Below are 19697 nucleotides of genomic sequence, written 5' to 3'. Positions count from 1 at the left end.
GCAGGGCCATGCTCGCGCGCATCCTCTCCGCCGATTTTCCGCGCAGCCGGCTGCTGGCCGTGCTGCTGTTCGCGATGCTGGTGGCGCTGGCGCTCGTGCCGTTCGCCTTTCCCGGCGTCAAGGCGCTGAACGTCGCGGCCAAGATCCTGGTGTTCGTGGTGCTGGTCGCCAGCTACGACCTGCTGCTCGGCTACACCGGCATCGTCAGTTTTGCCCATACGATGTTCTTCGGCATCGGCGCGTACGGCATCGCCATCGCCAGCACGCGCATGGGCCCTGGCTGGCCCGCGGTCGGCGCCGGCCTCGCAGCCGCGCTCCTGCTGTCTTTCGTGCTGGCGCTGGCGATCGGCCTGTTCTCGCTGCGGGTGCGGGCGATCTTCTTCTCGATGATCACGCTGGCCGTTGCCGCGGCGTTCCAGACGCTGGCCTCCCAGCTGTCCGAGATCACCGGCGGCGAGGACGGTCTCAGCTTCAAGGTGCCGGAGGTGCTGTCGCCGAGCTTCGAGTGGTCGGAGACGCCGTTCCTCGGCGCGAGCCTGGATGGCCGGCTGCTCGCCTATTACCTGCTGTTCGCCGTCGCGCTGATCTCGCTGCTGGCGATGCTGCGCATCGTCAACTCGCCGTTCGGGCGCGTGCTCCAGGCGATCCGGGAAAACGAGTTCCGGGCCGAGGCGATCGGCTACCGGGTGGTGGTGTACCGCACGACGTCCAGCATCCTGTCGGCGCTGTTCGCGACGCTGGCCGGCGCCATGCTGGCGCTCTGGCTGCGCTACAACGGGCCCGACACCTCGCTGTCGTTCGAGCTGATGCTCGACGTGCTGCTGATCGTGGTGATCGGCGGCATGGGCACCATGTACGGCGCCGCCGTCGGCTCGGGGATCTTCCTCGTCGCCCAGAGCTACCTGCAGGACCTGCTGCGCCTGGCCAGCGAAGGCGCCGCGGGGTGGCCCTGGCTTGCCGCGCTGCTCTCGCCCGACCGCTGGCTGCTCTGGCTCGGCCTGCTGTTCGTCCTGTCCGTCTACTACTTCCCCGCAGGGGTGGTCGGCCGGCTGCGCGCGCTGCGCAGCAACGCCTGACCGCGCCCCGACCGCCCACGGAGGTCTCCGCCATGCCATCGAACTCCTGTTACGCGACCTGCGCCGGTCGCGAGATCCACTACACCGAGTGGGGCGCGGGCCAGGGACCCACGGTCATCGCCTGGCACGGCCTCGCGCGGACCGGCCGGGACATGGATGAGCTGGCCGAACACCTCGCGGGCCGCGGCTTTCGCGTGGTCTGCCCCGACACCATCGGGCGCGGCCTGAGCCAGTGGAGCCCCGATCCGGGCAGCGAGTACACGCTGGCGTTCTACGCGCGCCTGGCCGCCGAACTGATCGAAGGGCTCGGGATCGAGCGCGCGCACTGGGTCGGCACGTCGATGGGCGGCGCGATCGGGATGGCCTGCGCCGGCGGGCGGCTGCAGCCTCGCGCCAAGGCGCGCATCGCGAGCCTGGTGCTGAACGACAACGCGCCGCAGCTGGCGGAACCGGCGATCGAGCGCATTCGCGCCTACGCCGGCAATCCGCCGGCGTTCACCACCATCGCGGAGCTCGAGGCGTTCTTCCGCCAGGTCTACAAGCCGTATGGCTGGCTGAGCGACGCCCAGTGGCGGCGGCTGACGGAGACTTCGGTGCGGCGGCTGCCGGACGGTCGCGTGACGCCGCACTACGACCCGGCGATGGTGCGCCAGTTCACCGACCATCCCCACGACTACGACGTGTGGGAGCACTACGACGCGATCGAGGTGCCCGTGCTGTGCCTGCGGGGCGCCGAGTCCGACCTGGTGCTGCGCGAGACCACCGGGCAGATGCTCCGGCGTGGCCCCGGCCTGCGCGGCCTCACGCGGATCGTCGAGGTGCCCGGCTGCGGCCACGCGCCGGCCCTGAACGTTCCGGATCAGCTGGAGCTGGTCGCGTCCTTCATCGAGCAGAACGAGGCGCTCGCTACTGCTTCGCACCCATAGCCAGCGCGCGCTCGCGCGTGGCCGCGAGCGCGTCCGGCTTCGCCGGCTCCTGCGTCGGCCAGCCGGCGAGGTGCTGCTCGGCCAGCGCGCCGAGCGCGGCGATCCACGGCCCATCGTCGTTCAGGCACGGGATGTAGTGAAACTCCTTGCCGCCGGCGCCGAGGAAGGCGTCGCGCACCTCCTGCCCGATTTCCTCCAGCGTTTCCAGGCAGTCGGCGGTGAACCCGGGACAGACCACGTCGACGCGGCCGACGCCGCGCTGCGCCAGCGCACGCACGCTCGGCTCGGTGTAGGGCTCCAGCCACTTCGCCTTGCCGAAGCGCGACTGGAACGTGACGCTGTAGTGCTCCGGCAGCAGGCCGAGCTGGCCCGCCAGGAGCCGCGCCGTCTTCTGGCATTCGCAGAAATAGGGGTCGCCCAGGTCGCGCGTGCGTTCGGGCACACCGTGAAAACTCATGACCAGGTGGTCCGGCCGGCCGTGGTCGAGCCAGTGGCGGCCAATGCGCGCGGCCAGTGCCTTGATGTAGCCGTGCTGGTCGTGATAGCGGTTGACGAAGCGCAGTTCCGGGAGGCTGCGCTGGCGCTGGCTCCACGCCGCGACGGCGTCGACGATGCTGGCCGTCGTCGTCCCCGAGTACTGAGGGTACGCCGGCAGCACCAGGATCCGGGTCGCGCCCTCGGCCTTGAGCGCGTCGAGCTGCGAAGCGATGGACGGGTTGCCGTAGCGCATCGCGGGACGCACGATGACGCGGTGGCCCCGTTCGCCGAGCCAACCCTGCAGCAGCCTGGCCTGCTTCTCGGTCCAGACCTTCAGCGGCGAACCCTCGGCCGTCCAGATGCTCGCGTACTTCGCGGCCGACTTCGCCGAGCGCAGCGGCAGGATGGCGCCGCGCAGGAGCGGTTGCCACACCACCGCCGGAATCTCGACGACCCGCGGGTCGCTCAGGAATTCGGCCAGGTATTGCCGCACCGCAGCGGCGGTGGGTTCGTCCGGCGTGCCCAGGTTGCAGTACAGCACGGCAGTGAGCGAGGGCCGGCCGTGCGGCAAGGGCGGTTCCGCGGCGAAAGGGGATGATGAGCGCATGGGGTATTCTCCCCGACTGACATGTGCCCCCACGCTCACTGGCGTTCCCTGCCCCCCGAGGGGGCCTCAGTCTCCTTGAGGCGGCTCGGCGGAAGAATGTGTGCCCCCACGCTCACTGGCGTTCGCTGCCCCCCAAGGGGGCTTCAGTCTCCTTGAGGCGGCTCGGCGGAAGAATGTGTGCCCCCACGCTCACTGGCGTTCGCTGCCCCCCAAGGGGGCTTCAGTCTCCTTGAGGCGGCTCGGCGGAGACTGACATGCTGGACCTCACGAGAATCAAGGGCATTTCGCTGGACCTGGACGACACGCTGTGGCCGGTCCTGCCCACGATCGAGCGCGCCGAGAAGGTCCTGCACGGCTGGCTGGTGGAGCGGGCACCGATGTCCGCCGCGCTCTTTTCGAGCCCGCAGGCGCTGCAGGAGATCCGCGACCACATGAAGGCGAACCGGCCGGAACTCAAGCACGACCTGAGCGCGATCCGCCGCGAATCGATCCGGCTGGCGCTGTACCGGGCCGGCGAGAATCCGCTGCTGGCCGACGAGGCGTTCGAGGTGTTCTTCGCCGAACGCCAGCGCGTCACGCTGTTCGACGACGCCAGGCCGGCGCTGGAATTCCTCTCGGCGCGCTTCCCGCTGGCATGCATCTCCAACGGCAATGCCGACGTGGGCCGCGTCGGACTCGGCTCGTTCTTCCGCGCCTCGATTTCGGCGCGCGAGTTCGGCATCGGCAAGCCCGATCCGCGCATCTTCCACGCGGCCGCGGGCGCGCTGGACCTGAACGTGGAACAGGTGCTGCACGTCGGCGACGACGCCACGCTCGACGCGCTGGGCGCGCTCAACGCCGGCATGCAGGCCGCGTGGGTCAACCGGTCCGAGCAGCTGTGGCCGCACCAGGCCGAGCCGCACGTGACGCTGGCGAGCCTGGACGAACTCTGCGCCCTCTTCAGGTGACCGTGCCGGCGGGCGCCAGCGCCGCGACCGCCTGCAGTGCCGAGCGCACCGCGCCTTCCAGCGTCGCGGGGTAAGGGCCTTCCACGTAGTCGCCGCAGGCCAGCAGTCCGGGGGCGACCTGCTGCGGCGGCCGTTGCAGGCCGGGCGTGCAGGCGAAGGTGGCGCGCTTCTCGACCACCGTCTGCAGCGGCCGCACCGCGGTCCACCCCAGGGCGTGGGCCTGCCGCACCACCTCGTGCTCGGCTTGCTCCCGGTCGGACGTGCAGGCGCTGACGACGAACGCGAGCAGCCCCGGCGGGCCGCCCAGGCGGGACCGGTCGAACACGAACTGCGCCGGCCCCTGCGGTCCCGTGCGCAGCGCGAGCATCGGCAGTGGCAGGCGCGGGCCGCCGCTGGTGTACACGGTGGCGATGGCCTCGTGCTGCAGTCCGCGGGCCAGCGCCGGCCACGACGGCGCCGCGGCGCCGCTGCCTTCGGCGAGGCGGGCCGCCTCCTGCGGCGGACACGCGAGCAGCACCGCGTCGAAATCGCGGCCGTCGACCCGCCAGCCCCGCGACCGGGGGGCCAGCTCCCGCACGCGCTGGCCGGTCGCCACCTCGCCGCCGCGTCCGGCCAGCCAGCGCGCGGCCGCTTCCGGGAACAGGCTGCCGAGGTCGGTGCGCGGCAGCAGGAGGTTGGAGCCGGCCGGCTCGAACAAGGTATCGCGCATGACCCGCAGGAAGACCTGGCCGCTCGCACGGGCCGCCGGCGTGTTGAGCGCCGACACGCACAAGGGCTCGACCAGTTCCGCCAGCACGTTGGGCGTCAGGCCGTGGCACAGGTCGGCGACCGATGCGGCCGCGCCGCATTCGAAGCCCGCTGCGCGCCATTGCCAGGCCGTCCGTGCCAGCGACCATTTGTCGGCGGCGCTCCATCCGCGCGCCATGGCGATGCCGGCGGCGGCATCGACCGGCGCCGGCCACGGCGGCAGGGCCAGTCCGCCGCCATCGGGAAAGCGCAGCGTGAGCGGCATTCGCAGCAACGCGTCTTTCGGCGCCACGCCGACGCTGCGCATCAGGCGCAGGGTTTCGCGGTACGCGCCGGCCAGGATGTGCTGTCCGTTGTCCAGTCGCAGCGCGCCGCCGTCCGGCCCGCGGACCGGCAGCGCGCGGGCGCGGCCGCCGAGTTGCGGCGCGGCTTCGAGGACGGTGGGCCGATGTCCGGCCTGGATGGCAGCGACGGCCGCCGCCATCCCGGCCCAGCCGCCGCCGATGACGGCCACTTTCATGCGGTCACAGCCGGCCGAGCGCCTGCACCTTCCACGCCAGCCAGAACTTGCGCAGCGGGGTCAGGCTCACGCGCTGGTGCAGCACCTGGAAGTCGTGGCGCTCGATCTCGCGCAGCAGCGTGCGGTAGATGTTGGCCATCATCAGGCCCGGCTTCTGGCTGCGGCGGTCGGCCGGCGGCAGCAGCGCCAGCGCTTCGTCATAGAGGCGGTGCGCGCGTTCAGCCTGGAAGCGCATCAGGGCCGTGAACCGATCCGAGTACTGGCGGTTCAGGATCTCGTGCGCCTTGACGTCGAACTGCTGCAGCTCGTTCATCGGCAGGTAGATCCGGCCGCGCATCGCGTCCTCGCCGACGTCCCGGATGATGTTGGTGAGCTGGAAGGCCAGCCCCAACCGGTGGGCGTACTCGGTCGTGCCCGGATCGCTCTGGCCGAAGATGCGGGCCGACACTTCGCCGACGACCCCGGCCACCAGGTGGCAATAGCGCTGCAGGCCCTGGAAGTCCAGGTAGCGGGTCTGCTGCAGGTCCATGCGGCAGCCTTCGATCACGGCCAGCAACTGGTCCTGCTCGATGCCGAACGTGGCCGTTCGCGGCGCCAGCGCCCTCGTCACCGGGTGGGTCGGTGCGCCGGCAAAGGTGCGGCCGACCTCGGTCTCCCACCAGGCAAGCTTCGTCGCGGCGACGCCCGGATCGGTGACCTCGTCCACCACGTCGTCGACGGCGCGGCAGAAGGCGTAGAAGGCCGTGATCGCTTCGCGGCGCTCCGGCGGCAGGAACAGGAAGGCGTAGTAGAAGCTGCTGCCCGAGGCGATCGCCTGTTCGCGGACGTATTCGTCGGAATTCACCGGGCGATTGTCACATCTGCGCCGCGCGCCACAGCAGCGGTCCGAAGTCGCGGCGCCGCAGGCGGGGGCGGACGCGGAACGGATTGAAGCCGCCCGCCTCGATCCGGTCCAGGATGCGCAGGCCGCCTTGCACCACCAGGCGCAGTTCCCACCCGGCGCGTCCCGGCACCATGTGCACCAGCGGAGCGCCTTCCTCCATCGTCTGCCTGGCCCATTGCACGAGGTTCGCGACCAGGCGTGGCGTGGCCGGATCGCCGGCCCAGGTGCCGGGACGATCCGGTTCCAGCCCGTGTCGGTGGCAGTCCTGCGCCGGGACGTACAGCCGCCCGCGCGGCACGTCGACGCCGAGGTCCTGCCAGAAGTTGGTGAGCTGCAAGGCGGTGCAGATGCTGTCGCTGCACGCCAGCGCGCGCGGCTCGGTCACGCCGTAGAGGTGCAGCAGCAGCCGGCCGACAGGGTTGGCCGAGCGGCAGCAGTAATCCAGCAGTTCGGCGCGGTCGGCATAGCCGGTGCCGCCGGCCGTCTTGACGACGTCCTGGCGGAAGGCGCTGAGCAGCGCCGCCAGCGGCGCCTGCGGCAGCGCGAACTGGCGCACGGCCAGGGCCAGGCGCTCGAAGACCGGGCGCCAGCGTGCCGAGACCGGGTCGCCGGCGAAGCAGGCGGCCAGGTCGGCCCGGTAGGCGTCGAGGTCGGCCAGCCTCTGGGTTGCAGGAGCCGTGCCTTCGTCGGCAAGGTCGTCGGCGGTGCGAGCGAACCAGTAGATCGCGGCGATCGGCGGCCGCAGCCGCGCCGGGCACAGCCACGAGGCGACCGGAAAGTTCTCCTCGGGCGTGCGGACGTCGGGCAGGGCGGGGGCTTTCACGCGGGGATTGTCGCTGGTGCTCCGCAGCGGGCAGCATCGCCGCGATCAGGACCGCCCCGGCGCGCCCGCCCTCCGGGCCCTCGCGCTTCCCGGGTAAAATCAAAGGTTGACCGAACGGGCGGGCGTTCAGGCATGCTGGGCGCCCGCTTTCTCGTTCTCACCGCGCGGGTGGCGAAATTGGTAGACGCACCAGGTTTAGGTCCTGACGCCAGCGATGGCGTGCCGGTTCGAGTCCGGCCCCGCGCACCAGACACCTTTTTCAAGACAGTTGAAGAGAGAGCAACATGGCCGTGAACGTAGAAACCCTCGACAAGCTGGAGCGCAAGATGACGCTGACCCTGCCGGTCGACGTCATCAAGTCCGAGGTCGACAGCCGCCTCAAGCGGCTCGCGCGCACCGTCCGCATGGACGGCTTCCGCCCGGGGAAGGTGCCGATGACGGTCGTGGCGCAGCGCTACGGCTACTCGGTGCACTACGAGGTCATGAACGACAAGGTCGGCGAGGCGTTTGCCCAGGCCGCCAATGAAGCCAAGCTGCGCGTGGCCGGCCAGCCCAGGATCACCGAGAAGGAAGGCGCGCCGGATGGCCAACTGGCCTTCGATGCCGTCTTCGAGGTGTATCCGGAAGTCAAGATCGCCGACCTGGCCGATGCCGAGGTCGAGAAGACCGGCACCGAGGTGACCGAGGCGGCGATCGACCGCACGCTCGACATCCTGCGCAAGCAGCGCCGCACCTTCGCCCAGCGGGCGCACGACGCGGCCGTGCAGGACGGCGACCGGGTCACGGTGGACTTCGAAGGCAAGATCGACGGCGAGCCGTTCCAGGGCGGCAAGGCCGACGACTTCCAGTTCATCGTGGGCGACGGCCAGATGCTCAAGGAATTCGAGGATGCCGTGCGCGGCATGAAGACCGGCGAGAGCAAGACCTTCCCGCTGGCCTTCCCCGAGGACTACCACGGCAAGGACGTGGCCGGCAAGACGGCCGACTTCATGGTCACCGTCAAGAAGGTCGAGGCCGCCCACCTGCCGGAAGTCAACGATGCGCTGGCCAAGTCCCTGGGCATCGAGGACGCCACGGTGGACGGCCTGCGGGGCGACATCCGCAAGAACCTCGAGCGCGAAGTCAAGTTCCGCCTGCTGGCCCGCAACAAGCAGGCCGTGATGGACGCGCTCGTCGCCAAGGCCGAGCTGGACCTGCCGAAGTCGATCGTCCAGGCCGAGCTCGACCGCATGATCGAGGGCGCTCGTGCCGACCTGAAGCAGCGCGGCATCAAGGACGCCGACAAGGCGCCGATCCCCGAGGACATCTTCCGCCCGCAGGCCGAGCGCCGCGTGCGCCTGGGCCTGGTGGTCGCCGAGCTGGTGCGTGCCAACAACCTGCAGGCCCGGCCCGAGCAGATCAAGGCGCACGTGGAAGAACTGGCCGCCAGCTACGAAAAGCCGGCGGAGGTGGTGCGCTGGTACTACAGCGACAACCGCCGCCTGGCCGACGTCGAGGCGATCGTGGTGGAGAACAATGTCACCGACTTCGTGCTGTCCAAGGCCAAGGTCGTGGAAAAGCAGGTGTCGTTCGACGAGCTGATGGGCCAGCAGGGCTGATGCTGTTGCCGCCGGGCTCCGCGCCCGGCCTTGCCCGCCCCGCCTGCGCGGGGGCTATGCGGGGCCGGACGCTGCGTCCCCCGTGCGGGCTTGCAGTCGCGCCAGGCAACCCCATGTCAGTTTGGCGATACAGTACCGACGAACAGCGCAAGACAGCACAGCACACGGAGTCTTTTCCCCATGAGTTCACTTGACACCCAGGCCCTCGGCATGGTGCCGATCGTCATCGAGCAGTCCGGCCGCGGCGAACGGTCCTACGACATCTATTCGCGCCTGCTGCGCGAGCGCGTGGTGTTCCTGGTCGGCCCCGTGAACGACCAGACCGCGAACCTGGTCGTGGCGCAGCTGCTGTTCCTCGAGAGCGAGAATCCCGACAAGGACATTTCGTTCTACATCAATTCCCCCGGGGGCAGCGTCAGCGCCGGCATGGCGATCTACGACACGATGAACTTCATCAAGCCGGACGTCTCCACGCTGTGCACCGGTATGGCCGCCAGCATGGGGGCCTTCCTGCTCGCCGCCGGCGCGAAGGGCAAGCGGTTCTCGCTGCCGCATTCGAAGGTGATGATCCACCAGCCGCTGGGTGGCATGCAGGGACAGGCGACGGACATCGAGATCCACGCCCGCGACATCCTCAAGACGCGCGAGGTCCTGAACCGGATCCTCGCCGAGCGCACCGGCCAGCCGCTGGAGAAGATCGCCCGCGACACGGAGCGTGACTATTTCCTGTCGGCGGACGAAGCCAAGGATTACGGCCTGGTCGACCAGGTGATCGCCAAGCGCCCCTGACGCGGGCGGAACCTCGCGGCGGCCGCGCAGTCGAACCTGCCGGCTCCACGGCCTGCCGCCGGCCGCCAGCCCCTGTTGTTTTGCGGCCGCGCCCTACAAGGCGGGCTCCCGCGCTCCGGCGCCGGTGCCGCGCTTCGTGGTTATCATTGAATCTCAAGCTACTGCAGGCACATCCATGGCCGAGAAAAAAGGCTCTTCCAGCGAGAAAACGCTTTACTGCTCGTTCTGCGGCAAGAGCCAGCACGAGGTCAAGAAACTGATCGCGGGCCCCTCGGTCTTCATCTGCGACGAGTGCATCGACCTGTGCAACGAAATCATCCGCGACGAACTGCCGGCGGGTGAGGACACGCGCGAGGCGCGCGGCGACCTGCCGACCCCCGCCGAGATCAAGGCCAACCTCGACAACTACGTGATCGGCCAGGAGCCGGCCAAGCGCGGGCTCGCCGTGGCCGTCTACAACCACTACAAGCGCCTGCGGCACAAGGACAAGGCCAAGAAGGACGAGGTCGAGCTCACCAAGAGCAACATCCTGCTGATCGGGCCGACCGGCTCGGGCAAGACGCTGCTCGCGCAGACGCTGGCGCGGATGCTGGACGTGCCGTTCGTGATGGCCGACGCCACGACGCTGACCGAAGCCGGTTATGTCGGCGAGGACGTCGAGAACATCATCCAGAAGCTGCTGCAAAGCTGCAACTACGAGGTGGAGCGCGCCCAGCGCGGCATCGTCTACATCGACGAGATCGACAAGATCTCGCGCAAGTCCGACAACCCGTCGATCACGCGCGACGTGTCCGGCGAAGGGGTGCAGCAGGCGCTGCTGAAGCTGATCGAAGGCACCATGGCCAGCGTGCCGCCGCAGGGCGGGCGCAAGCACCCGAACCAGGACTTCCTGCAGATCGACACGACCAACATCCTGTTCATCTGCGGCGGCGCGTTCGCCGGCCTGGAAAAGGTGATCGAGCAGCGCACCGAAGCCTCCGGCATCGGATTCGGCGCCACCGTGAAGAGCAAGGCCCAGCGCAGCCTGACCGACGTCTTCCGCGAAGTGGAGCCGGAGGACCTGATCAAGTTCGGGCTGATTCCCGAGCTCGTCGGCCGCATGCCGGTGGTCGCCACGCTGTCCGAGCTGAGCGAAGACGCGCTGGTGCAGATCCTCACCGAGCCGAAGAACGCGCTGGTGAAGCAGTACGCCAAGCTGCTGGCGATGGAAGGCGTCGACCTCGAGGTGCGGCCCAGCGCCTTGCGCGCGATCGCCCGGCGGGCATTGGCCCGCAAGACCGGCGCCCGCGGCCTGCGCTCGATCCTTGAGCAGTCGCTCATCGACACGATGTTCGAGCTGCCCAACACGACCAACGTCGACAAGGTGGTGGTGGACGAGTCGACCATCGAGGAAAACAAGCCGCCGCTGCTCGTGTACCGCGAGGCGGCCAAGAAGGCCTGAGCCATTCCGGCCCGCGCCGCCGCCGGCACACGCCCGCCGTATCCCGGGCTGCGGATCGCCGCGGCGGCGACAATGAATTTCCGACGAATACAACCCTCACGGCCCCATACCCATGGCCCTGGGTTGAAAATCCGTCTTCCCGGTCCCATATTCGACCGGATAACCTGAGGATTCGCCCATGTCCGGACACGTTCCACTGCCCGCCGCGCCGATCGACCTGCCGTTGCTGCCCCTGCGCGACGTCGTGGTCTTTCCGCACATGGTCATCCCGCTGTTCGTCGGCCGGCCCAAGAGCATCAAGGCGCTCGAGGCCGCCATGGAGGCGGAGCGCCGCATCATGCTGGTGGCCCAGAAGGCCGCCGCCAAGGACGAGCCTTCCGTCTCCGACATGTTCGAGGTCGGCTGCGTCTCCACCATCCTGCAGATGCTGAAACTGCCGGACGGCACCGTGAAGGTGCTGGTCGAGGGGCAGCAGCGCGCGCGGGTCAACCGCATCGACGACGGCGACCAGCACTTCGTCGCGAACGTCATGCCGATGGAAGCCGAAGAGGGTGATCCGAAGTCGAGCGAGACCGAGGCGCTGCGGCGCGCGGTGATGCAGCAGTTCGACCAGTACGTCAAGCTCAACAAGAAGATTCCGCCGGAGATCCTCACGTCGATCTCCAGCATCGACGATCCGGGGCGCCTCGCCGACACGATCGCCGCCCACCTGCCGCTCAAGCTGGACAGCAAGCAGATCGTGCTGGACCTGTCCGACGTGAAGCTGCGCCTGGAGAACCTGTTCGAGCAGATCGAGCGCGAGGTCGACATCCTCAACGTCGACAAGAAGATCCGCGGGCGCGTGAAGCGCCAGATGGAGAAGAACCAGCGCGACTTCTACCTGAACGAGCAGGTCAAGGCGATCCAGAAGGAACTCGGCGAAGGCGAGGAAGGCGCCGACATCGAGGAGATCGAGAAGAAGATCAAGGCCGCCAAGATGCCCAAGGACGCCAAGAAGAAGGCGGACGCGGAGCTGAAGAAGCTGAAGCTGATGTCGCCGATGTCGGCCGAGGCCACCGTCGTGCGCAACTACATCGACGTGCTGACGGCGCTGCCCTGGAGCAAGAAGACCAAGATCAGGCACGACCTCGCCCATGCGGAGGACGTGCTGAACGAGGACCACCACGGCCTGGAGAAGGTCAAGGACCGCATCCTCGAGTACCTCGCGGTGCAGCAGCGCGTCGACAAGGTGAAGGCGCCGATCCTGTGCCTGGTGGGCCCGCCGGGCGTGGGCAAGACGTCGCTGGGGCAGTCGGTCGCGAAGGCGACCGGCCGCAAGTACGTGCGCATGGCGCTGGGCGGCATGCGCGACGAGGCCGAGATCCGCGGCCACCGCCGCACCTACATCGGCGCGCTGCCGGGCAAGGTGCTGCAGAGCCTGTCGAAGGTCGGCACCCGCAATCCGCTGTTCCTGCTGGACGAGATCGACAAGCTGGGTACCGACTTCCGCGGCGATCCGTCGAGCGCGCTGCTAGAGGTGCTGGACCCGGAGCAGAACCACACGTTCAGCGACCACTACGTCGAGGTCGATTTCGACCTGTCGGACGTGATGTTCGTGGCGACCTCGAACTCGATGAACATCCCCCCGGCGCTGCTGGACCGGATGGAGGTGATCCGCCTGTCGGGCTATACCGAGGACGAGAAGACCAGCATCGCGCTGAAGTACCTGCTGCCCAAGCAGATGAAGAACAACGGCGTGCGCGAGGACGAATTGCTCGTTACCGAGGAAGCGATCCGCGACATCGTGCGCTACTACACGCGCGAGGCGGGCGTGCGCTCGCTGGAACGCGAGCTCTCCAAGATCTGCCGCAAGGTGGTCAAGGGCCTGCAGCTGAAGAAGATGAAGCCGAAGGTGACCGTCGATGGCGGGAACCTCAACGACTTCCTGGGCGTGCGCAAGTACAACTACGGGCGCGCCGAGCAGCAGAACCAGGTCGGCCAGGTGGTCGGCCTCGCCTGGACCGAGGTCGGCGGCGACCTGCTGACGATCGAGGCGGCGCTGATGAACGGCAAGGGCAACATCCTGCGCACCGGCTCGCTCGGCGACGTGATGAAGGAGTCGGTCGAGGCGGCGCGCACCGTGGTGCGCAGCCGCGCCCGGCGGCTGGGCATCACCGAGGAGATGTTCGAGAAGAAGGACATGCACATCCACGTGCCCGACGGCGCCACGCCCAAGGACGGTCCGAGCGCGGGCGCGGCGATGACCACCGCGCTGGTGTCGGCCCTCACCGGCATTCCGGTGCGCAGCGATGTCGCCATGACTGGCGAGATCACGCTGCGCGGCGAAGTGACGGCGATCGGCGGCCTCAAGGAGAAGCTGCTCGCGGCACTGCGCGGCGGCATCAAGACGGTGCTGATCCCCGAAGAGAACAGGAAGGACCTGCAGGAGATCCCCGAGAACGTGAAGAGCGGTCTCGAGATCGTCCCGGTGAAGTGGATCGACAAGGTGCTCGAAGTGGCGCTGGAACGCCAGCCGACGCCGTTGCCGGAGGACGATGCAGCAGCCGGTGCCGCGCCGATCGCGCCGGCGGCGCAGGGCGCGCAGCCCGCGCCGCGCCCGGTTTCGATAAAACACTGAAGCGCTGTTGCGGACGGCGGAAAAACTACGCTATAATTCGAGGCTCGATGCGGGCATAGCTCAGTTGGTAGAGCGCAACCTTGCCAAGGTTGAGGTCGAGAGTTCGAGACTCTTTGCCCGCTCCAATTTCAGAAAGGCAGCGATGCTGCTTTTCGACGGTTGGAAAAAGCAGCAGCGCTGCATTTTCCGACAAGGTCGGCAAAAGGGAAGCTCGCGCTTCCCTTTTTTTCGGCGCGATAGCAAAGCGGTTATGCAGCGGATTGCAAATCCGTTCAGCTCGGTTCGACTCCGGGTCGCGCCTCCAGATGACAGCCCCGGCACCACAAGTGCCGGGGCTGTTTGCCTTGCGCGCCGCTGCCGCGCCGAAGCTGATTCCGTTTTGAATCACAATCGCCTGCGGCCTCGATGGTGAAACAGGTAGACACAGCGGACTTAAAATCCGCCGCTCAGCCGAAAGGCGGCGTCCCGGTTCGATCCCGGGTCGAGGCACCACGCCTTGCGCGGCATCGAACCGGCACGCCGCCTCGGCCGTCATGAAAGGCGCGCGAGCGCGCCGGGTTCGATCCTGGGTCGAGGCACCACGTCTTGCGCGGCATCGAACCGGCACGCCGCCTCGGCCGTCATGAAAGGCGCGCGAGCGCGCCGGGTTCGCTCCCGGGTCGAGGCACCACGTCTTGCGCGGCATCGAACCGGCACGCCGCCTCGGCCGTCATGAAAGGCGCGCGAGCGCGCCGGGTTCGATCCCGGGTCGAGGCACCACGTCTTGCACGGCATCGAACCGGCACGCCGCCTCGGCCGTCATGAAAGGCGCGCGAGCGCGCCGGGTTCGATCCCGGGTCGACGCACCACGGCGCCCGCCACGCGTTACCGGCTGGCGCAGACGCGCGGCGGCGTGGCATTCCTCGCCGCCGCGGCGGTGGCACAATCTTGCCCAAGAGTCCGCCCCGCGCGAGCTGTACCGGGGCGCCCGGAGCAGTGCCTTGCCAACGGGAGACAATCCGATCCCATGTCACGCTACAACGCTCCGTTCGAAATCCATGTCCATGGCGATGTGCCACTGCGCGCCGACGTGACCTATGCCCAGTTGCAGGACGCGCTCAAGCCGCTGTGGACGTACGCCGGCGCGCGCTCGCTGGCCGACGGCGCCGAGAGCGCCTACGAGGAAGAACCCGGCATCAAGTTCGATGCACCCGAGCACGTGCTTCGCATGTGCTGGACGGTGCCCGGCGACGAGGACTTCCGCCAGTCGCTCGACGAGATGTGCATGAGCCTCAACGAGTTGTCGCAGGAAGGCGCCGCGATCGAGGTGACGTTCTACGACGCCGAGTTCGACGAGGAAGAGGAGCCGCCGGAAGCAGAGGCGCGAGACGACTTCCTGATGCTGTTCGTGGGACCGACGCCGGCGGCGATCATGCAGGTGCAGCGCGACCTGCTGGTCGAGGACGTCGTGAACCTCATGGAGCGCCACTTCGACGGCGCCGAGCTGGGCGGGGTCGTCGCCGAGATCGACAAGCTGTTCAGCCAGCGCTTCGACGCCCTCGTGAACTCGCTGGAGATCGGCAAGCCGCCACGCGGCGGCGGTTCGGGCCACGCCGGCGGCCGCCGGCCGCGGCGGCTGCATTAGGTGAACCGGGCCCGCGCAGCGGGCCTTTTCGAAGGCGGCGGCGCGCTGCTCCACAATCCGCCGCTGGAGGGTCGCCCATGGCAGTGTTTTCGCAGGACGCGCTGAACCCCGGCGTGCGCAAGCGCGAGGTGTTCGGCTGGGCGATGTACGACTTCGCGAACTCCGGGTACACGACGGTGGTGCTCACGGCGGTCTTCGCCGCGTACTTCGTCGGCGGCATCGCCGGCAAGGCGGCGTGGGCCACCTTCGCGTGGACGGCGGCGCTCAGCGTCTCGTACGCGATCGTCATGCTGACCATGCCCAGCATCGGTGCCTACGCCGACCTGCGCGCGGCCAAGAAGCGGTTGCTGGCGCTGTTCACGGCCGCCTGCGTGGTCTCGACGGCCGCCCTCGCGCTCGCGCGCCCGGGCAGCGTGGCGCTGGCGATGCTGCTGATCGTCGTCTCGAACACCTTCTACTCCTACGGCGAGTCGCTCACCGCGGCCTTCCTGCCGGAACTGGCGCGGGAGCATTCGCTCGGGAAAGTGAGCGGCTGGGGCTGGGGCTTCGGCTATTTCGGCGGCATGCTGGCGCTGGGACTGTGCCTGGGGTACGTCATCTGGGCGCAGGGGCAGGGCATCGCCGCGGCGCAGTTCGTGCCGGTCACGATGGTGATCACGGCGGTGCTGTACGGCGCGGCGGCGCTGGTGACGTTCCGCCTGCTGCGCGAGCGGGCGCAGCCCAACCCCCAGGCGCTGCGCCAGGGCGGCTTGAAGGCGTCGCTGCGCCAGTTGCACCGCACCTTCGCGCACGCGCGGCAGTTCCGCGACTTCATGTGGTTGATGGCCTGCGCGGTCTGCTACCAGGGCGGCGTGGCCGTGGCCGTCACGCTCGCGGCGATCTATGCCGAAACCGTGATCGGCTTCCGGCAGCAGGAAACGATGGTGCTGATCTTCGTGCTGAACCTCGCGGCGGCGGCTGGCGCCTTCGCGTGGGGCTACCTACAGGATCGCGTGGGCCACAAGCTGGCGCTGGGCAGCACGCTGGTGGGCTGGGTCGCCACCTGCGTCATCGCGGCGCTCACCACGACCAAGGGCGGCTTCTGGTGGGCCGCCGCCATCGCCGGACTGTGCATGGGGTCGAGCCAGTCGGCGGGACGCGCGTTGGCGGGCATGTTCGCGCCGCCGCGCCAGCTCGCCGAGTTCTACGGCCTGTGGACCTTCGCCATCCGGCTGGCCAGCATCATTGGTCCGCTCAGCTACGGCGCGATCACCTGGGCCACCGGCGGCAACCAGCGGCTGGCCATCCTGTCGACGACGGCGCTGTTCGTCGCGGGGCTCGCGCTCCTGCTGCCGATCGACGTGCAGCGTGGCCGCACGGCGGCGCTTCAGGCGGACGATCGGGGCCGCGCCGGCTGAGACCCGGCGTCGTTGCCGGCGAGCGCGGCGCCCACCATCGCCGCCAGCTGGCCGCGCATGACCTTGCCCATCGCGTTGCGCGGCAGCTGTTCGAGGCGGACGATGGACAGCGCCGGCAGCCCCGGAAACGCCGCGCCGAAGCGGCCGGCCAGGGCCTCGTTGCGGAAGTCTTCGCCGGCGACCACCGCCACCCATGGCAATTGCCGGCCGCCGGCCACCAGCGCGAACGCCGCGAGTTCGACCACGCCGGGGCACTCGTGCAGCGCGTGTTCCAACGCTTCCGGGGCGAGCTTCACGCCGCCGAAGTTCATCACCTCGCGGGTGCGGCCGATGATGGTGAGCCCGCCGCTCTCGTCCAGGATGCCGGCATCGCCGGGATAGAACCAGCCCTTGCGAAAGCTCGCGGCCGCGCCGGCGTCGTCCTCGTAGCGGCGAATCATTCCCTCCGCGCGGATGCGCACCTCGCCGGGCTGCCCGGCGGGGACGACCCGGTGGCGTTGGTCGACGATCTCCACCTGCGCACCGGGAACGACGTGGCCGGTGAAACCGGGCCGTTCTTCCGCGCGTGCCGCGTGGGCAGCCGTCACCGTGCCGGCCTCGGTGGAGCCGTACACCACGAACAGCGACTGGGTCACCCGCAGCCGGACCGACCGGGCCAGCGGCGGGGGGATCGCGCTGCCGGCGACATAGATCCGCGGCTGGTACGCCGGCTGGTAGTCGGGCGGCAGCGTCTGCATCAATTCCGCCAGCTGCACGACGGACAGGAACAGCACCTGCGGTCGCAGTCGCAGCAGATGCAGCAGCGCCTGGCTCGCCGGCACCGAGGCCATCACGACGGCGCCGCCGGACGCCCAGCAGGAGAGCGGCATCGTGAAGCCGCCGATCGCCTGCGGACTCATGGTGGTGGCGAGGCTCGCGCCCGGATGCAGCCCGTAGGTGCGCGCGTTCGCGCGCAGGCGCTCGCACACGTCGCGCCCGGTCAGCACGGCCTTCTTGGGCGTGCCCGTCGTGCCGGACGAGACGACCAGGCGGCAAGGCGCGTCGGGGTCGGCATCGGTGTCGCGCCGCTCGAACGTGGGGTCGTGCTCGCCCTCGAGCCAGTGGTCGCCGGCCTGGATCACGGTCGCGCCCGGCGCGGTGAAGGTGGTGTCGCTGATCACCACCTGCGGCGCCACCAGCTCGAACTCCTGCGGCGCGTCGGACAGCGACGCCGACACCAGCCCGAGCCGCGCCAGCGCCAGGATCGCCAGCCAGCGCAGGTACAGGTGCTGCACGTGCACGGCCACTCGCGTGCCGCGCGGCAGGCCATGCGCCTGCAGGTGGCCCGTCACCTTGCAGATGTCGTTCCAGAAGGCGGCATAGCCGATCTCGCGCGAGCTCAGGCGCACCGCCACCGAATGCGGATCCAGCCGCGCCTGGAACGCGATCGCGTCGGTGAACGAGGTGAAGCCGCGGGAAGTGGACATGGGCGGAACCGGAGGAGGGCGTGGCAACTTATACCAAGCCGCCCCGCGAGCGGCAAGGACGCGGTCCCTTCCGGCGCGCGCCCGCCCCGCCGGCCGGCCTCAGGCCGCCGCGACCGGAATGTTCCTGAATTCGCCGGTGGCGATGCGCCTGGACCACTCGACCGGGCCGGTCGTGTGCACGCTGGTGCCGCCGGCGTCCACGGCCACGGTGACCGGCATGTCGACCACCTCGAATTCGTAGATCGCTTCCATGCCGAGGTCGCCGAAGCCGACCACCCTGGACTTCCTGATCGCCTTCGAGACCAGGTAGGCTGCACCGCCGACCGCCATCAGGTACGCTGCCTTGTGCTTGCGGATCGACTCGATGGCCTCGGGACCGCGCTCCGACTTGCCGATCATCCCGATGAGGCCGGTCTTCGCGAGCATCATGTCGGTGAACTTGTCCATGCGCGTCGACGTCGTGGGGCCGGCCGGTCCCACCACCTCGTCGCGCACCGGATCCACCGGGCCGACGTAGTAGATCACCCGGTTGGTGAAGTCCACCGGTAGCGGCTCGCCCTTGGCCAGCATGTCCTGGATGCGCTTGTGCGCGGCGTCGCGGCCCGTGAGCATCCTGCCGTTCAGCAACAGCGTCTGGCCCGCCTTCCAGGTGGCGATTTCTTCCTTGGTCAGCGTGTCGAGGTTGACGCGCTTGCTCTTTTGCGTGTCCGGCGCCCATTCCACCTTGGGCCACAGGTCGAGGCTCGGTGCATCGAGGTAGACCGGGCCGGAGCCGTCCATCACGAAGTGCGCGTGGCGCGTGGCGGCGCAGTTCGGGATCATGGCCACCGGCTTGCCGGCGGCATGGCACGGGAACATCCTGATCTTGACGTCCAGCACCGTCGTGAGGCCGCCCAGGCCCTGCGCGCCTATGCCCAGCGCGTTGACCTTCTCCATCAGCTCCAGGCGCATCTCCTCCACCTTCGACAGCTTCTCGCGGCGCGCGGCCTTGGCCTGAAGCTCGTACATGTCGAGGTCTTCCATCAGCGCTTCCTTGGCCAGCAACACCGCCTTCTCGGCGGTGCCGCCGATGCCGATCCCCAGCATGCCGGGCGGGCACCAGCCGGCGCCCATCGTCGGCACCGTCTTGAGCACCCAGTCGACGATCGAGTCGCTCGGGTTGAGCATGACCATCTTGCTCTTGTTCTCGCTGCCGCCGCCCTTGGCCGCGACGGTCACTTCCACCGTGTTGCCCGGCACCAGTTCGACGTTGACGACGGCCGGCGTGTTGTCCTTGGTGTTCTTGCGCTCGAACTGCGGGTCGGCCACCACCGAGGCGCGCAGCGTGTTGTCCGGGTGCAGGTAGCCGCGGCGCACGCCTTCGTTGACGGCGTCTTCCAGGCTGCCGGTGAAGCCATCGAGCCGGCAGTCCATGCCGATCTTCAGGAACACGTTGACGATGCCGGTGTCCTGGCAGATCGGGCGGTGCCCCATCGCGCTCATCTTGCTGTTGGTGAGGATCTGCGCGATCGCGTCCTTGGCCGCGGGGCTTTGCTCGCGCTCGTACGCGCGGGCGAGGTGCGCGATGTAATCCGCCGGATGGTAGTAGCTGATGTACTGCAGCGCCGCCGCGACGGATTCGATCAGGTCGGCTTGCTTGATGCTGGTGCTCATGGTGGGCTCGGGCAGTGTTAGCGGAGACTATGCAATTATCCCACCCGCTGCCGAGCGGGACCCGGGTGCGCATTGAGGTGGATCAGGTAACGCTTTCGCAAACGTC

General features: G+C 68.9%; 15 protein-coding genes and 4 tRNA genes. 13 read left to right on the top strand and 6 right to left on the bottom strand.

All coding sequences use genetic code 11. The annotated features are described in order from the left end of the window. The first annotated feature begins 8 nt into the window (after positions 1–8). Together RAMLITH_RS08355 and RAMLITH_RS08350 are read left to right on the top strand one after the other, a co-directional pair. Positions 9–1076: a branched-chain amino acid ABC transporter permease gene (locus tag RAMLITH_RS08355; RefSeq protein ID WP_168106901.1), complete on the top strand. Its 1068-nt coding sequence runs from the start codon at positions 9–11 to the stop codon at positions 1074–1076. Between the two features lie 32 nt (positions 1077–1108). Continuing rightward, the gene (locus RAMLITH_RS08350) at positions 1109–2002 is read left to right on the top strand and encodes an alpha/beta fold hydrolase (RefSeq protein ID WP_168106900.1); all 894 of its coding nucleotides are present in this window, start codon (positions 1109–1111) and stop codon (positions 2000–2002) included. Here RAMLITH_RS08350 and hemH read toward each other — a convergent pair. After that, positions 1983–3086 carry a ferrochelatase gene (gene hemH, locus RAMLITH_RS08345; RefSeq protein WP_168106899.1) on the bottom strand — a complete coding sequence of 368 codons (1104 nt, stop codon included), beginning with the start codon at positions 3084–3086 and terminating at the stop codon, positions 1983–1985. The genes RAMLITH_RS08350 and hemH overlap by 20 nt on opposite strands. Before the next feature lie 254 nt (positions 3087–3340). Between hemH and RAMLITH_RS08340 the strand changes: the two genes are divergently transcribed. Further along, positions 3341–4033: an HAD family hydrolase gene (locus RAMLITH_RS08340; protein ID WP_168106898.1), complete on the top strand. Its 693-nt coding sequence runs from the start codon at positions 3341–3343 to the stop codon at positions 4031–4033. Here RAMLITH_RS08340 and hpnE read toward each other — a convergent pair. From hpnE to hpnC, 3 genes are read right to left on the bottom strand one after another with little or no spacing between them, the layout of a single operon-like run. Continuing rightward, positions 4026–5300 carry a hydroxysqualene dehydroxylase HpnE gene (gene hpnE, locus RAMLITH_RS08335; protein ID WP_168106897.1) on the bottom strand — a complete coding sequence of 425 codons (1275 nt, stop codon included), beginning with the start codon at positions 5298–5300 and terminating at the stop codon, positions 4026–4028. The two genes, RAMLITH_RS08340 and hpnE, sit on opposite strands and share 8 nt — an antisense overlap. Before the next feature lie 4 nt (positions 5301–5304). Further along, a complete protein-coding gene (hpnD, locus tag RAMLITH_RS08330; protein ID WP_168106896.1) occupies positions 5305–6144 on the bottom strand; it encodes a presqualene diphosphate synthase HpnD in 840 nt (279 codons plus the stop codon). A gap of 10 nt (positions 6145–6154) precedes the next feature. Beyond that, complete coding sequence (gene hpnC / locus RAMLITH_RS08325; protein ID WP_168106895.1) at positions 6155–7006, bottom strand: squalene synthase HpnC; 852 nt, start codon at positions 7004–7006, stop codon at positions 6155–6157. A gap of 162 nt (positions 7007–7168) precedes the next feature. Here hpnC and RAMLITH_RS08320 point away from each other — a divergent pair. From RAMLITH_RS08320 to RAMLITH_RS08275, 10 genes are all read left to right on the top strand, one after another. Further along, a tRNA-Leu gene (locus RAMLITH_RS08320) sits at positions 7169–7255 on the top strand. 35 nt (positions 7256–7290) lie between these two features. After that, on the top strand, positions 7291–8604 hold the full coding sequence (gene tig, locus RAMLITH_RS08315; RefSeq protein ID WP_168106894.1) for a trigger factor: 1314 nt from the start codon (positions 7291–7293) through the stop codon (positions 8602–8604). 180 nt (positions 8605–8784) lie between these two features. Further along, complete coding sequence (clpP, locus tag RAMLITH_RS08310; RefSeq protein WP_168106893.1) at positions 8785–9393, top strand: ATP-dependent Clp endopeptidase proteolytic subunit ClpP; 609 nt, start codon at positions 8785–8787, stop codon at positions 9391–9393. A 175-nt stretch (positions 9394–9568) separates the two neighbouring features. Further along, positions 9569–10834, top strand: a complete 1266-nt coding sequence (clpX, locus tag RAMLITH_RS08305; protein ID WP_168106892.1) for an ATP-dependent Clp protease ATP-binding subunit ClpX — start codon at positions 9569–9571, stop codon at positions 10832–10834. 178 nt (positions 10835–11012) lie between these two features. Next, on the top strand, positions 11013–13451 hold the full coding sequence (lon, locus tag RAMLITH_RS08300; protein ID WP_168106891.1) for an endopeptidase La: 2439 nt from the start codon (positions 11013–11015) through the stop codon (positions 13449–13451). Positions 13452–13500: 49 nt separating this feature from the next. Continuing rightward, a tRNA-Gly gene (locus tag RAMLITH_RS08295) sits at positions 13501–13576 on the top strand. A 105-nt stretch (positions 13577–13681) separates the two neighbouring features. Further along, positions 13682–13755: transfer RNA gene (locus RAMLITH_RS08290), tRNA-Cys, on the top strand. 95 nt (positions 13756–13850) lie between these two features. Beyond that, positions 13851–13943, top strand: a tRNA-Leu gene (locus RAMLITH_RS08285). A 514-nt stretch (positions 13944–14457) separates the two neighbouring features. Beyond that, a complete protein-coding gene (locus tag RAMLITH_RS08280) occupies positions 14458–15075 on the top strand; it encodes a DUF6806 family protein (protein WP_168106890.1) in 618 nt (205 codons plus the stop codon). Positions 15076–15152: 77 nt separating this feature from the next. After that, entirely contained in the window at positions 15153–16472 is a 1320-nt protein-coding gene (locus tag RAMLITH_RS08275) for an MFS transporter (RefSeq protein WP_168106889.1), read from the top strand. On the opposite strand, the gene RAMLITH_RS08270 is transcribed toward RAMLITH_RS08275, so the two are convergent. Then, on the bottom strand, positions 16442–17938 hold the full coding sequence (locus RAMLITH_RS08270; RefSeq protein ID WP_168106888.1) for a class I adenylate-forming enzyme family protein: 1497 nt from the start codon (positions 17936–17938) through the stop codon (positions 16442–16444). The two genes, RAMLITH_RS08275 and RAMLITH_RS08270, sit on opposite strands and share 31 nt — an antisense overlap. Positions 17939–18037: 99 nt before the next feature. Next, the gene (locus tag RAMLITH_RS08265; RefSeq protein WP_168106887.1) at positions 18038–19591 is read right to left on the bottom strand and encodes a fumarate hydratase; all 1554 of its coding nucleotides are present in this window, start codon (positions 19589–19591) and stop codon (positions 18038–18040) included. Positions 19592–19697 lie beyond the last annotated feature (106 nt).

Origin of the sequence: Ramlibacter lithotrophicus (assembly GCF_012184415.1) — a bacterium.
In the GTDB taxonomy this organism is placed as follows: domain Bacteria; phylum Pseudomonadota; class Gammaproteobacteria; order Burkholderiales; family Burkholderiaceae_C; genus Ramlibacter; species Ramlibacter lithotrophicus.
Note: the sequence above shows the minus strand (reverse complement) of the source record. Positions and strands in the feature narration are given on the sequence as shown.